This window comes from Vibrio sp. V38_P2S17PM301 (genome assembly GCF_009904845.1).
Classification (GTDB): Bacteria; Pseudomonadota; Gammaproteobacteria; order Enterobacterales; family Vibrionaceae; genus Vibrio; species Vibrio proteolyticus.
In genome coordinates, this window is record NZ_WXWO01000049.1 from 1 (window position 1) to 15444 (window position 15444).

Here is a 15444-nt window from a genome sequence, read left to right on the forward strand (position 1 = left end):
TTAAATTAGATTTTATTTATGTGCATGAGAGCCTTTTATTTATTGGCATTGATTGATGAAAGGGTTTATTTATTGATAGATGTATAATGTTTAATTGTTTTAAAATAAATAATTAAAATATTGAGATTTATTCCAAAATATAATGTTTTTTTGTTTGTGTTTTATTTATTAATAGAGTTAAAGCTCTACATTTCCCGGTGATGTATTACTCGATGTGAGCTGGGTTGCGAATTTGTGAGCAGGTGCGAGTGAAATGAATAAGTTTGTGATGTGATTTTTATCAATGATGATATAGTTGCTGACAACGTGTTTTTATGGTGTTGCGATGCGACGGTCTGCTTCTAAACATACTGCGATGTTACTTGCCAGTGCTCTGAGTTGGGCGTTGGTGACTTTGATGCCTGTCATCAATGCACATGGGAGTCAGGCAGGCGTTTGGGCAACGTTGTGTACGATTAATGGCTTTGAACTGGTTCAGATTGAACAGGACAGCCGTGAGACACAGCAGCATGGAAAGCCGTGTCCGTTTAGTCATTTTTCAACCTTTCACCAAATTAAGCTTCCAACTACACCTTTACTTACGCGACTGAGCTATGTCATTTCAGACCGCTACACTTTTTTGGCTCTAAGTGTACGATATGAAAGACAAGTTCCGCGCGCTCCTCCCATTTCCTTTCGATAAGTCAGTACAAAATAAATTGAAAAAGTCTGCCAATATCACCCCGGCGTTCGTCGAGTGGTGATGTTTTTTTGTGTATAAAGGAAATTATTTATGTTGAGTAACTCAACACTGCCTCATCAGTGCGATGCATCACGCGCGAAGTCGCTCTATTTTATGACCTGGCGCTGGCACTTTTATGCGGGTCTGTTTGTGATCCCTTTTTTGCTAATGCTGAGTATTACCGGGCTGGTTATGTTACTGGATGATGAAATCGAACTGGCGCGCTATGAATCGATCATTCAGGTTGAACCTGAGCCACATTCCTTGCCGGTTTCCAAGCAACTGCGAGCGATTAATGCAGCGTTTCCCGGCTACAGCGTGACCCAGTATATCCCGGCAGCATCCGACGATGTTGCGAATCGCTTTTCGATTCAAGCGCCAGACGGACAAACCTTGTTGGCGACGGTCAACCCCTACACTGGTGAAGTGCTGGGGACGATAGACCGCAGCAACAGCATCTATAGCTTTGCAAATGATATCCACGCGACCCTACTACTCGGGCAATGGGGTGATTACCTGATTGAGGTAGCAGCCAGTCTGGGAATGGTGTTGTTGGTCAGTGGGATCTACTTATGGCTACCGCGAGATAACGCCAGTAGAGCGGGCTTCCTTAAGGTTCGAATGAAAAATGGCACACGCATTTTTATGCGGGATTTGCACGCTAATCTGGGTGGCGCCTTGTCTGTTGTCCTGCTGTTTTTCTTGATCTCTGGCTTGTCGTGGACGGGGATTTGGGGGGCGAAACTGGTCCAGGCCTGGAATACATTTCCGACGTATTACACCTGGGGAGACAAGCCGGAATCTGCGCTGACGCACGCCAGTTTGAATCATGGCACCGAAGAAGAGATGCCGTGGAATTTGGAGCAGGCTACTTTGCCGCAATCGCAGGACAGGGTGACTCATGATCATAGTAAGATGGGGCACGAGTCGATGTCCTCGGAAACGTCTTATCACCTCGATCTCGATCACTTGATTGCGCGTGCTAAAAGCATGGGCTTCACTCAATACTCGGTGTATTTTCCAAAATCGGAAACCGGTGTCTTTACGATTGCTGCAAACTCTATGGCCGGGCAGGTAACGGATCCGCGTTTGGATCGCACCAGTCATTTTGATCAGTATTCTGGCCGCTTACTGATGGATGTGACATGGCAGGACTACAGCGTCTTTGCCAAATTGATGGCCGCAGGCGTGTCTTTGCATCAGGGTGATCTGAGTACGCTAAACAAAGTGCTGAATATACTGTTTTGTCTGATGTTCATTTTCTTGGCGGTATCGGGTGGGGTGATGTGGTGGATACGTCGTCCGAGCGGACAGAAAAAGCTTGGTGTGCCGCCACGCTTTCAATCGTCAGGAATATGGAAGACGGGCTTGGTCACGCTGCTTTTGATTGGGGTGGCGTTTCCGATGGCGGGGATCACCATTATTGTCGCGCTGTTACTGGATTGGATGCTATTTAGCCGGGTAGAGCGATTGCGTGTGACATTTCGTTAAACCAAACGAGTCAGTTCAGGCTGACTCTTTTTCATGGCTTTGTCATCTCTGATAAATTTCCAGCGGAAGCTGGTCCGGATCCTGAAAAAATGTGTATCGCTTACCTGTAAACTCATCGGTGCGAACGGGCTCAACTTCGATGCCTTGACCGCACAGGTAAGCCACTACGTTGTCGATATCTTCAACTTCAAAGGCAAGATGGCGTAACCCCTGTACTTCGGGAAAACTGGGACGCTCTGGGGTGTCGGGAAAGCTAAACAGTTCTATTTGCGAACCGTCAGGCAGCGCCAGATCGAGTTTGTACGAGTCTCGGGTTTGACGGTAGTTTTCAGCCACCACCTTCAGGCCTAATACTTCAGTATAGAAATGTTTAGACGCCACGTAGTCTGAACAGATGATCGCAACATGATGAATTCTGGAAAACATGATCACTCCTGAATTGAGGGAGCCGACAGCTTTTCGCGCAGCTCGCGAACCGCGTAGTCTATAAATACCCGCAGCCGGGCGGGCATATACTTGGTCTGGGGATACTGCATCGCAATCGCGCCGTGGTAATTGCTTTTGATTGTCCAGTCAGGCAGCACCGGTACGACCTGACCGGCGGTGATGGCGTCGGCGATGACAAAGTCATGAAAAATACCAATACCGAGTCCGTTTTTGACGCCATTCAGACGCATCTGGGAGTGATTTACCGCGTAGCGGCCGCGCACTGCAACGGTGTGAAACTCGTCGTCTTTGAGAAAATCCCACAGATTATCGCGTCCGGTTTCCGCCAGATAGAGACAATCATGTTGCTCAAGAGCGGTTGGGTGAGACGGCATGCCATGTCGCTGGAGATAATTCGGGCTGGCACACAAGACCAGGTTAGTCTTACCGATTTCTCGCAGCACCAGGTTTTCATCTGGCTTATCCGTGAGTTTAAACGCGACATCAATATTGTCGCGAAATAGGTCGATCTCGCCGTCAGCGACCCTAAGCTTGAGCTCAATCTCCGGATATTGCTGCAAAAACGGGATCACGAAAGGCTGCAATACGGAGTTGAGAAACGCTTCCGGTGCTGCAACGGTCAGTGAACCAGAAGGCACGCTGTGGTCAGCACTCGACAGCTCGACCGCTTGCTGCGCGGCATTGAGCATAATGACCGCTTGGTCGTAAATCTTCTGACCAGCCTGCGTGATGATGAGTTTGCGTGTTGTACGTTCAAACAGTTTAACCGAGAGTGCTTTTTCCAGCCGGGTGATCAATTTACTCAACGCGGAAGGCGTGACATCGAGCTTTTTGGCAGCGCCGGTAAAGCTGCCTTCCTCCACCACCAGAATAAACATGGCTAAGTCGGGTAACAGGGTAACCAGTTTCGGGTTAAACATAGGATCAGTATCTGCCTTCACATTCTAGGGCACTGAGTTTAATTGATAAATCGTCACATGTAATCCAATAAGGTGGGCTCGGTTTAGCGCCCCCGGATGGGAGAGACATCGCCATTTCCTGTTAAAAAGTTCATTTGTGCCTTGAGTTCACTAATGTTTTTCCATGTCGAGGGATAATCGTTTTCTACCCCATGGCTTACACTAGATGGTAATGAGTTATTACGGTCTGTGACCCTTGTCACACAAAGGCTGACCCTACGATTGAGTGGTATCACACTCAACAGAACAACCAGGAAGGAATGGCAAATGTCTTCTGCATTTTACCAACAAATCCAACAACAGATCGAAGAAGTGAAAGCTGAAGGTCTGTACAAATCTGAACGTATTATCACGTCGCAGCAGCAAGCCGCAGTCAAAATCGCCAGCGGTGAGGAAGTACTGAACTTCTGTGCGAACAACTACCTTGGTCTTGCAAACCACCCTGCGCTGATTGAAGCGGGGAAAGCGGGCATGGACGAGCATGGTTTTGGCATGGCGTCAGTTCGTTTTATCTGTGGTACACAAGACATCCACAAAGAGCTTGAGCAGAAGCTGTCGACCTTCTTGGGCAAAGAAGACACCATTCTTTATACGTCTTGTTTTGACGCAAACGCCGGGTTGTTTGAAACCATTCTGGATAAAGAAGACGCGATCATCTCCGATGCGCTGAACCACGCCTCCATCATTGACGGTGTGCGCCTGTGTAAAGCGATGCGTTTCCGCTATTCCAACAACAACATGACTGAACTTGAAGAGCAGTTGATTGCGGCGAAAGACGCCGGTGCCCGCAATATCCTGATTGTGACCGATGGTGTGTTTTCGATGGATGGCGTGGTGGCCAACTTGCCGGCTATCTGTGATCTGGCGGAGAAATACGGTGCACTGACTATGGTCGATGACTCACACGCCGTAGGCTTTATGGGCAAAACGGGCGCGGGTACCCATGAATATCATGATGTGGTGGATCGCATCGACATCATTACGGGCACCTTGGGTAAAGCCATGGGCGGCGCGTCAGGTGGCTATACTTCGGGTAAGAAAGAAGTGATTGAGTGGCTGCGTCAGCGCTCACGCCCGTACTTGTTCTCAAACTCTGTTGCACCGGCGATTGTCAGCGCATCAATTCGCGTACTGGACTTGTTGCAAGAAAGCGGCGATCTGCGCGATCGTTTGTGGGAAAACGCGACGCACTTCCGCACTCGTATGTCGGAAGCAGGTTTTACGCTGGCTGGTGCTGATCATGCCATCATTCCAATCATGCTGGGTGACGCGAAAGTCGCCGCTGAGTTTGCAGAACGCGCTCTGGAGAAAGGCATCTACGTTATTGGTTTCTCTTTCCCTGTCGTGCCAAAAGGTCAGGCGCGCATCCGCACTCAGATGTCTGCCGCGCATTCACGTGAACAGCTGGATAAAGCCATCGATGCGTTTATCGAAGTTGGCCGTGACATGGAGATCATCAAGTAATGAAAATCAAAGCACTGTCAAAACTAAAGCCTGAAGAAGGCATCTGGATTAACGAAGTGGACATGCCTGAGCTTGGCCACAATGATCTGTTGATCCGGATTAAGAAAACGGCGATTTGTGGGACCGACGTCCATATCTACAACTGGGACGAATGGTCGCAGAACACCATTCCGGTACCTATGGTTGTGGGTCACGAATACGTTGGTGAAGTCGTCGGTATCGGCCAGGAAGTGCGTGGTTTTGCTATTGGCGACCGTGTATCTGGCGAAGGTCACATCACTTGTGGACACTGTCGTAACTGTCGTGGTGGTCGTACCCACCTGTGTCGTAACACTGTGGGCGTTGGTGTGAACCGCACTGGTGCGTTCTCTGAGTATCTGGTGATCCCAGCGTTCAACGCATTTAAGATCCCAGATGAGATTTCTGACGATCTGGCGTCTATCTTTGACCCGTTTGGAAATGCAGTTCACACGGCATTGTCTTTTGATCTGGTCGGTGAAGATGTGTTGATTACTGGTGCGGGTCCGATCGGTATCATGGCGGCGGCAGTCGCTAAGCATGTCGGCGCGCGCCACGTGGTGATCACGGATGTCAATGAATACCGCTTAAATCTGGCTCGTCAGATGGGTGTCACCCGTGCTGTGAACGTTGCTGAACAGAAACTGGAAGACGTCATGGAAGAGCTTGGCATGACGGAAGGTTTTGATGTTGGCCTGGAAATGTCGGGGAACCCGTCTGCGTTCAACTCCATGCTGAAAACCATGAATCACGGTGGTCGCATTGCATTGTTGGGTATTCCGCCATCGGACATGGGCATCGACTGGAATCAAGTGATTTTCAAAGGCTTAGTGATTAAGGGCATTTACGGAAGAGAAATGTTCGAGACGTGGTACAAGATGGCCAGCCTGATTCAATCTGGTTTGGATCTGACGCCAATCATCACTCACCACTATAAAGTTGATGATTTCCAAAAAGGCTTCGACATTATGCGTTCAGGCCAATCTGGTAAAGTTATCCTGGATTGGGAATAACACTCCAAATAAAACAAGCGCTCCGATTGGGGCGCTTTTTAATCGTGGCATAAACTGAGTAATCAATAACTATGCTGTTTGGCAGTTCATATCTTACACCGTTCATGCTTTAACATTGTCCAAATTAGCTGATCGCTTTCGCAATTTTCTTTAACAGTAAGTCAGCAGTAGTGGGTTTTACAGCATAATCTGAAGCGCCATGCTGAATGCATGATTGAATTACTTCTTTGTCAGCATGACTGGTTAGCATAATAATCGGAACGTCTTTGATGACGTCTAATTTTTTGATGGCTTGTAATGTCGAGAGTCCATCCATAATCGGCATGTCTATATCTAAAAGTATAACGCTAGGTAACATTACTTTTGCTTTTATTAATGCTTCAACGCCATTGCTGGCTAGCTCAACCTTAAATCCTCTTGGTTCCAAAATCGTCATTATTATTTTCTGCATAACAGGTTGATCCTCCGCCACGACGATAACTTTTTTCTTATTATTTAATTTTGGTCTGATTTCGTCGAGCATACTAGAAAAGGTTTGTAGTATATCTGAACTACTCTCCTTATATATTTGTAAGTTTTCTCGAAAAGATTTTAAAGAGAAATTAAACGATTCATCTCTTTTTATATGCTCAGGAAGAGATTTAATAATATTAGTAAAGGATTTATCCCATTCTGAAGTAGGTACGTGTTTTAATAAATTATCTAGAGGTGAGACAAGACTTTTAAATTCCTGGTTTTTTACATCTATTATATGGTCAACATCGTTTTTACACTGAGATATAGAATCAATACTTTGACTTAGTGAATTGAGTAGGCTGGCATTATCTCCAATTACTTCTAGTAAATGGACATCGGCCATTAAATGCTCGGCTAAACGTTTGATTGTCAATTTTAATCGGTTTGCATCGTATATTGGTTTTACGATTTCGTATATATAAAACTCATTTTCACTACAAAGAGTATAGGCTTTTTGTCGGCTTGATTTGTCGCATAGCAATATATCAAAATGTGGAGTTTTAGAATGGGATTTCAACGCATGGTGTTCACGAATAAGTGAGGCAAGCTGATAGGCATCTATTGCATGTTCAAAAACGTAAACGTAGATAATACTAACATGATCTTCTGTTAGTTTTTTTGCAAATTTGCTGTGTTCTGAATTTTTGTTAATTTTTGAAATATCATTGAACATGCTCTCAAATATAGGAATGATGATATCGACCATCTCAGCGTCGTTATAGAAAATATATACACTTGTTTTATCAAACACCATGCTTCCCTCATGCGTTCTTTATCTTTATTTGTTCGACTACAATTTTTAGGACAACCCAGTCTTTATCGTTATTGCGCGTCTTCATCCATGCGCCAAAGTCTAATTTCTTATGCAAATAATGAAGAGCTTAGCGATTGGCTTGTTCAAATAGTAGCTGTTTGATGAAGTTTTCACTGAGCACGTTTTTCTCCCGTTGAAGGTTAAATTATTTTTTCTGCTTTGAGTTGAGTTTCAACAAGCTGCATCATGGCTTGTATCTCTACTACTTTTTTGCTGGTGTAATTAGAGTCACTGTGCTGGTTTTCTAGATTTCGGAATAACTCTCCTAGCTTTAACACCCCGCTAGACGATGCAGAGCCCTTTGCTCCGTGAGCTAAGCTCCTAATATCCTCGGGGCGATTTTTCTGAACGGCGATTTTTATTTTTTCGAAGTCATTGGTAACGCTATCCCAAAACATTGAAAGTACAGCGCGTTGCATTTCTTTATCTTCACTGCCGATGACGCTGGAGAGATGCTGGTAGTCAATGAGGTTGCTATCATGAGTGATTTCGACAGTAAGATCGTTAAATTGATCCGTTGAAGAGTGCTCGTTGATATTCTTCTTGTCTCGCAATGCCTTTCCACGTAATCGCAGTGACAGCACCTTCTTCAACGTAGAAAGCTCAACGGGTTTGGCTATATAGTCATCCATTCCAGATTCTAAGCAATGCTCGGCTTCGCCCACTAATGCATTGGCGGTAAGCGCGACAATGATGGTACGTTCTAAACCGAGCTCAGCTTCGACTCGGCGGACTTCGGATGTAAGCTCAAAGCCATCCATTTCAGGCATATGGCAGTCGGTCAGCACCAATGAATACTCTCCATCCATCCACCGTTCGAACGCTTCTTTGCCGTTTTCGGTCATTTCATATTTATAACCCAACTTTTTGAGCTGCTGAGCGAGAACTAGTTGATTGGTCGGTTGATCTTCGGCACATAGAATCACCGCACTGCTGGTCTCATCCTGATGCTCTCCATGCTCACGAGGTTCGGTATCTTGGTAGAAACTATCGGACCATTCAAAATCGGGGCTTTTGTTACCAGACAGGACCGCAAGTCCGGTCATCAGTTCACTGGGCTTTAGTGGATGAACTCCCACAACGAATTTGTTTGGACGCACATAGCCATCGGCGGATGCCGGGCTGTCATCCAATTCGAGGTAGCGAACGGCATCGTTACCGGACACATCAATGTGTTGATCAGTAATCACAATCGTTTTCGATGAAAAGCGAAAGCCATTGGTTTGGTCTGAGGCTACATGAATGCTCTGGGGGTTGAAGTGAGAGAGTATGGTCTCAATGGATTGTTGAAGGTATTGGTCGTCAATGCGCAACACAATAGAATATGGTGATAAGTCATACTGACCAAACAAGAGTCCAGAACCGGTTGAATCTATTGGTATTGCCACTGAAAACTGACTGCCTTTATTGGGTTCGCTGACCACATTGATGGTACCGTTCATTAGTTCTATGAAGGACTTGCTAATGCTCAGGCCCAAGCCAGTTCCTCCATATTTGCGCGTTGTCGAGCTGTCAGCTTGTGTAAATGGTTTGAACAGACGAGCGACCTGTTCGGAGTTCATACCCACGCCATTGTCGGCTACGGTCACCATCAAATTCTGTTCACGATAACTTATGATCAGTTTTACGTATCCTATCTCCTGCTCGCTGTTGGTAAACTTAATGGCATTGCCGAGCAGGTTTAAGATAATCTGACGGGTTCTCACAGGATCTAAGCTAAGCTTTTCGGGAAGGTTTGTTTCAAAACACAGGTAAATCCCCACCTGTTTTTGATGGGCGTTCACCCATAGGGCTTCCGCTGTTTTTTCAATTAGGTGCAGAATATGGACGTCAGTTAGATCGAGCTCCATCTGACCCGACTCGATTTTAGAAAAGTCTAATATATCATTGATGATTTCCAGTAATGAGAAGGAAGAGTCACGTATGGTGCTCACCATTTTTCTCTGATCGTTAGTCAGCTCAGTTTCTCTTAGCAAATCAACCATGCCAACCACGCCATTCATGGGTGTGCGTATTTCATGGCTCATTGTTGCCAGAAAGCGTGATTTTGCTTCGTTCGCCTGTCTGGCCGCTAGAGTTTCCTTCTCTAAAGCTGCCTGAGCATCTTTTTCGTCGGTAATGTCCAGGTTAATACCAAACACCATCTCATAGCCTGACTCCTTATCGAGTACAACGTCACCCGCAGCTTTGATCCACTTCGTCTGGTTTGTCGATTGATTGATGATTCTGAACTCTGCGTTAAATACATCTTTACTGCTCAGGCTGTGTTCAAAAGCGTGTGTGGCTTTGTCTGCATCACTTGGATGTAGCGCCTGTTTCCAGTGTTCATAATTGAGCTCTACGCCGTGTTCGATGCCATACAAGGCGTACATATTGTCGTCCCACTTCAAATGGCCGGTATGGGTATTAAGTACCCAATTACATATTCCGCCCGCATCTGAAGCGAGACGCATGCCTCTCAACAGTTCGTCTCTTGCTGCTTTGGCCGAACGTAACTCTTCTTCGATTCTTTTTCTGTTAGATATGTCCTCAATGACAGAAATGAAATATTTTGGACGCGTGTCCTCATCGAACACGACTGAGACGGACAGTGTTGCCCAGAAAGTTTCATTCGCCTTGTTGATGTAGCGCTTGTCGATGGTGAAGGTGCGTTGTTGACCTTCAAGAAGCGCAGACACCATCTCTTGGCTTCTTGTCTGATCATCTGGATGAGTGACATGGCTGAGCTTCATTTCTAGTAGTTCCTGTTCACCGTAACCAAAAATGTCACACATTTTGTCGTTAACCTCGATGAACCTGCCGTCTAAGGCAACCCGGCAAATACCTACAGCAGCCTGGCTGAATGCAGCACGATAAATGATTTCACGCTCACGAAGCTCACTTTGGAGAGCTTGTTCTCTCCGCTTTATCTCTTCCTGAATGGTGATGTCTTTCACCATGCCAACAAAAACCTGTGAATCACCGACTTTGGTTTCACCGACGGAGACTTCAATAGGAAAAACGCGTCCTGACTTGTGAAGCCCCTTAACTTTCCGAGGTGCCCCTATCAGTTTTTTATTTCCCGTAAATAAAAACGTATTAAGGTAATTGTCATGTTCTCCTGCGTACTGGTCGGGCATCAGTATTGAAACATTCTCTCCAATGAGATCATCCCGAACTCTGCCAAAGATCAGTTCGGTAGAGCGGTTTATGTCCAAAATCTTTCCTTGGGCATCAATGACTACTGTGCCATCCAGAGCGGTATCGAAGACAGTGCGAAGGCGAGTTTCCGACTCTCTGGCTTCTTGCGTTCTTCTCTCGATTTCTTGTTCGAGTTTTAGGGTATTTTCTTCTTCACGTCGCTTGATATCGGTAATGTCGGTTTGGATACCGATAAAGTGCGTCATGATGCCTTCTTCATTGAAAACTGGGTCGATTCTCAAATTGTTGTAAAAGAGCGTGCCATTTTTTCTGTAGTTACGAAGCACAACGGAGCAGGATGTTTTGTTTTGTAACGCCAGTCGTATCTTGTCTAATCCCGGTTGGTCACGATCATCATTCTGAAGAAAGCGGCAATTTTTGCCCAAAACCTCCTCACGACTGTATCCGGTGAGAAGTTCAAACGCCTTGTTAGTGAAGACAATCGGAAAGTCAGGCTTACTCACTTCGCTGACAATAATACCGGAAGTGGTGGAATCGATAGCTTTACTTTGAATATCGAGTAAAAATCGTTGTTCGTCAGTTTCTTGGCTTAGTTTTTCTCTCTCTATGACAATATCTTTGAGGTTATCAAGTTCCGACACCATCACAGCGATTTCATCCTGCCCGTAAACCTTGGGTAAGATGACATCTTTTTCACCATTGGCCAGGCTTTTGATTGCATATGAAAGTTCTCGCAAAGGACGGGCAATCTTTTTACTGAGATAGAAGGACACGATGACAATAAGAGCCAGGAGCAGCAATGAAACCAGAAATGTACTGCGGAATAACATATTGGATTCATAAAATGCTTCGTTTACCGCAATACGGATCATGACAGACCAACCTAGGCCCGGGTAATCATACGCGCCATTGGTATGAGCATAACCAGTGACTTGGTTGATCTGTTTACGAAAGTGCGTGGAGATATTTGAGCCGCTTCTGCCCGCGACCGCTAGACGAGCGCCTTCCACTCCATTTTTAGCCAAATTGAGCTCGCCAATTATAGAAAAATCACGGATGTATTTAGGCTTACTCTGTCCTACGGGATCATAATCAACGATGATCCTACCCTGATTGTCAAGGATGGTAAGTTCTGAGCTCAGAAAGCCTCGATTAGAAAGCAGCTCATAAGTTTCAGCGACGATGTTCTCCACAACAGAGAAATCAACCACATTCACCCAAAGTCCGGTATTGTTCCCATTTTTGTCTCGAATGAGTGCAGCAAAAATCATGTCAAAAGAGTTGGGGTTATCATCTATCAGAAAGCGTCGTGGGCCAACGACGTAACTGCTTTCTGGTTTGTCTGGAGAAAGCGTATTCCCATCAACGGCCTCTTGGAACCAAGTGCTATTTTTGACTTTTTCCGCTGTCGTCTGGACATTGGGTAATGTCTTACCAAATTGATTTTTCGTACTTTGTGCGAGTAAATTACCTTGCAGATCAAACACCATGATCCGTCGGTAGACTTTATAATTTCGGACCAGATCGTTTAGGCTGGACGCAAAATCTGGGCTTGAAGAGATAAACCCGAGTCTACCTTCATCGACTTCCCCCAATGCTAAGCGAAACGCTTGTACGTCATGGTAGCGTTCGAATAAATTACGCTCTATTAATCGAATCAGGAGAGTGGCCTCTCTTTCGATATTGGTTAACGTTGTGTCTTGGAGAATATCTTTACCTTTCTGAGAAACAATCGTAACAACGCCCAACATAACTAGGCTTAAGCTTAAAAAAAGCAGGGGAAGTTTGATGGAAAACTTCATTCAGTACGCTCTTTATTAGGGACAGGAGTTCGAATGAGAGAGGCTATTTCGTCTAACGGTCCCGGCTTCGAGTATAAATACCCTTGTCCGGAGTCACACCCTGCCTTGAGTAAGAAGTCTTCAACATCGTTAGTTTCGATGCCTTCCGCAACCACTTCTATTCCCATTGCTTTGGCCATTTTTATACTTTGCTCAACGATCGCCGCTGATTTGGCATTGGTTAGGCAATCAAATACGAAGCTTTTGTCTATTTTAAGCTCATTAAATGGAATAGCGTGAAGCTTGGCAATGGAGGAGTAGCCGGTGCCGAAGTCGTCGATGGAGAGCTTAAATTGCATCATTTTTAACCTGAGCATTTGAATGTCTATGGTGGTAGGGTCCGGCGCTATCGCCGTTTCGGTAAGTTCACAAATAATTTGTTGTGGTGGTATACCATGAGAATTAACTATGTGGCTTAACCATTTAGGAAATTCTTGGTTTTCCAAAACTTTACCGGAAATATTGAAAGCGAGAGTCAGTGATTTTCTGTTGGGAAATTCCTTAGCGAACGATGTTAAAGCTTTCTCAATCACTCGTTGAGTCAGGTTCAATATTAGGGTTGCAGATTTTTCAGCCGCAGGAATGAAGCTGTCTGGATAAATCAACAGGTCGTTTTCGTCGATGATGCGAACCAGTGCTTCCAATCCTTTCACTTTTTTTGTGCGCAGATCTAACTGGGGTTGAAAGTATGCCTCCAAGTGGTCACTGTTGAGGTGGTGAGTCAACTCTTCTTCCGTTAGCTCTCTATACCGCTTTGCTTTGTTGTTCGGGTTCGGAAGCATCCTGATCGTATCAATCACTTTTTGAACGATTTGGAACGTGATTGGTTTTTCAACACAACCAATAATTCTTAAGTCGTAAAGCCGAGCCAAATTAGATGTCGACGCGAGTACCTCTTGTTCCTGACTGCTAATGATGATAACGGCGCCAGTAAACTTACTTTCACCCAGAAATCGTAATACTTCAAAGCCATCTTCAATCGGCATGTCTAGATCACAAAAAATCGCATCAAAGGTATGAAAAGCGATCAAATCTTTCGCTTGCTTGCCATTTTCTGCTTCGTGGATGTTTTGGATCCCCAAGTTACCCAAACATAGCGCCAAGGTATGCCTGATGACCTGCTGATCATCGACAACCAGAATGCTAGAGTGCGTAATCGACACAGAGACCTCCCTTACTTAAGTATTAAATTTTGCTTTCTTCTTAATACGTTAGTTTAGGTAGGGGATATCAATTTTGCCAAAAATCTTCTAAGCGGTTGGCGCTCCAAAAGGTGGTATGTAACGGCTTGACCTATACATCATTTTTGAAGAAAAAATCACGTTTCTTCTGCTTTGTTCAGCGGTTAGCGCTGCGATCAGGTAACCTAAGTATCAGTTGATAAATAAGTGACTTCTCAAGAAGTTGTACTGTAGTTCAGGTGGTTTATGCAGAATGTAGCAGTTAAGCATCGAGACGGAATTTTGCGCAAGAAGCGAGCGAAAGTCTTGTCTTATGTGTGGTTGCTGAGCCTATTTCTGGCTTTTGTGTTTACCTTAGTGTTTGTTAAAACCAACTACAGTATCGAGGACCGTAGAGAAGTCAGTTATTTAGAATCGTTGGGAGACATCAGAAACGCGCTAGACAACGAGTTGGGCGTTGTCGGTACGTATTTACACTATATCTCCAGCAGTGTTCTGACCAAATCGACACTGGAAGAAGGTGATGAAACCGCGAAAGCGTATTTAACTTCATTAATGTTTCAGGTGGGGGCGCTTCATGATCGCTATAGCCAAATCCGGGTGTTGGACAAATATGGCCAGGAAGTCGTTCGGATTGATCAGTTGCCAGACACCACGTTGTTATTAATCCTAGACGATAAATTGCAAGAAAAAGCCAACCGATATTATTTTCGTGATGCCCTTGAATTAGAGTCGGGTGAGGTATACACCTCGAAATTCGATTTGAATATCGAAAACGGTAAAGTGGAGAAACCAATCAAACCTACGATTCGGTTCTCATCTCCAGTTCGCCAAGAGGACGGTACACTACTTGGCGTTACCGTAATTAACTATAACGGTGAAAAGCTTCTAAAACTCATCGATCGTTCCAACCGCTTTAAAGGCAACCCTGTCTATTTGATCAATAAAGAAGGGTATTACCTGAAAGAGGGCGAAGCGGAAAAAGAGTGGGGTTTTATGTTTGACTCTCGTAAAGAGGTGCGTTTTTCTCACGATTACCCTGAAATATGGCGACAACTTACACAGACAAATATTGGTAAATTTGTTTCTGACGACGGCGAGTATTACGCGGTTAAGTTGGAGTTGAAGCCTGGCGGCGTTCACCGCGCAATTAATGCAGAAGAAGTGTATCTGGTTCAGTTTGTCTCTAATGCTTATGTTACAGAGTCGCAGGGTTCGCTCATTTATGGGCTGGTGATTCTTGGGTTGTTTTTGGTGCCATTATTGGCATTTTTGGCCTATAAACTGGCAATATCTCAGGTGGAGCGGGAGTACTTGCTTAACGAGTTAGTATTTGAAGCAAGTCATGATCCGCTTACAGAGTTGTATAATCGACGCGCTATCATTGAGCAATTACAGCGCAATATACAATTGAGTCGCAGGCGTCATTCGGAATTGGCTGTGAGCTTTATTGATGTGAATGATCTTAAAATGACGAACGATCATTTCGGTCATGATGCTGGGGACGAAATGATTGTGGGGCTGGCGACCAGTATTCGCCAAACGGTAAGAGGTTCCGATCTGGCAGCCAGAATTGGTGGTGATGAGTTTTTGATCGTATTTGATGATTGTAATGTTAGCGAAGCGAATTTCGTTATGGAACGTATTCAGAAGAAATACGCCGATTTGGGTAAGGAAGCAAAAAACACAACCTGGCATTTCAGTTATGGCTGTGCGCAATTGCAAGCCAACGATACCCCCGAGTCACTGATCGAGCGTGCCGATAAGATTATGTATAAATACAAACAGGCGTACAAACAAAGTCAGCATTTAGGTTGATAGTTTGCTATAGCATCTGT

General features: G+C 45.1%; 10 protein-coding genes. 5 read left to right on the forward strand and 5 right to left on the reverse strand.

Annotation, left to right across the window (positions count from 1 at the left end; genetic code table 11):
- Positions 1-325 precede the first annotated feature (325 nt).
- Together CAG64_RS23810 and CAG64_RS10165 are read left to right on the forward strand one after the other, a co-directional pair.
- Positions 326-682, forward strand: a complete 357-nt coding sequence (locus CAG64_RS23810) for a hypothetical protein (protein ID WP_161454920.1) — start codon at positions 326-328, stop codon at positions 680-682.
- Between the two features lie 93 nt (positions 683-775).
- Positions 776-2212: a PepSY-associated TM helix domain-containing protein gene (locus tag CAG64_RS10165; protein WP_443084071.1), complete on the forward strand. Its 1437-nt coding sequence runs from the start codon at positions 776-778 to the stop codon at positions 2210-2212.
- 42 nt (positions 2213-2254) lie between these two features.
- Here the strand turns inward: CAG64_RS10165 and gloA2 are convergent, their stop codons facing one another.
- Positions 2255-2638, reverse strand: coding sequence for an SMU1112c/YaeR family gloxylase I-like metalloprotein (gene gloA2, locus CAG64_RS10170; RefSeq protein WP_161454922.1), 384 nt, complete (start codon positions 2636-2638; stop codon positions 2255-2257).
- A gap of 2 nt (positions 2639-2640) precedes the next feature.
- On the reverse strand, positions 2641-3579 hold the full coding sequence (locus CAG64_RS10175) for a LysR family transcriptional regulator (RefSeq protein WP_161454923.1): 939 nt from the start codon (positions 3577-3579) through the stop codon (positions 2641-2643).
- 306 nt (positions 3580-3885) lie between these two features.
- Between CAG64_RS10175 and CAG64_RS10180 the strand changes: the two genes are divergently transcribed.
- Both CAG64_RS10180 and tdh read left to right on the forward strand, forming a co-directional pair.
- The gene (locus CAG64_RS10180) at positions 3886-5082 is read left to right on the forward strand and encodes a glycine C-acetyltransferase (RefSeq protein WP_021706472.1); all 1197 of its coding nucleotides are present in this window, start codon (positions 3886-3888) and stop codon (positions 5080-5082) included.
- Positions 5082-6113, forward strand: a complete 1032-nt coding sequence (gene tdh, locus CAG64_RS10185) for an L-threonine 3-dehydrogenase (RefSeq protein WP_161488868.1) — start codon at positions 5082-5084, stop codon at positions 6111-6113. The genes CAG64_RS10180 and tdh overlap by 1 nt, the downstream gene beginning before the upstream one ends.
- A gap of 124 nt (positions 6114-6237) precedes the next feature.
- Here the strand turns inward: tdh and CAG64_RS10190 are convergent, their stop codons facing one another.
- The 3 genes from CAG64_RS10190 to CAG64_RS10200 all read right to left on the reverse strand — a co-directional run bounded on the left by CAG64_RS10190 (position 6238) and on the right by CAG64_RS10200 (position 13588).
- The gene (locus CAG64_RS10190) at positions 6238-7383 is read right to left on the reverse strand and encodes a response regulator (protein WP_161489310.1); all 1146 of its coding nucleotides are present in this window, start codon (positions 7381-7383) and stop codon (positions 6238-6240) included.
- Positions 7384-7583: 200 nt separating this feature from the next.
- Positions 7584-12386 (reverse strand): PAS domain S-box protein, encoded by a 4803-nt coding sequence (locus tag CAG64_RS10195; RefSeq protein ID WP_161457550.1) that lies wholly within the window; start codon positions 12384-12386, stop codon positions 7584-7586.
- Complete coding sequence (locus CAG64_RS10200; RefSeq protein WP_337247447.1) at positions 12383-13588, reverse strand: EAL domain-containing response regulator; 1206 nt, start codon at positions 13586-13588, stop codon at positions 12383-12385. The genes CAG64_RS10195 and CAG64_RS10200 overlap by 4 nt, the downstream gene beginning before the upstream one ends.
- A gap of 264 nt (positions 13589-13852) precedes the next feature.
- Here CAG64_RS10200 and CAG64_RS10205 point away from each other — a divergent pair, with 264 nt between their 5' ends.
- The gene (locus CAG64_RS10205) at positions 13853-15424 is read left to right on the forward strand and encodes a sensor domain-containing diguanylate cyclase (protein ID WP_161457549.1); all 1572 of its coding nucleotides are present in this window, start codon (positions 13853-13855) and stop codon (positions 15422-15424) included.
- Positions 15425-15444 lie beyond the last annotated feature (20 nt).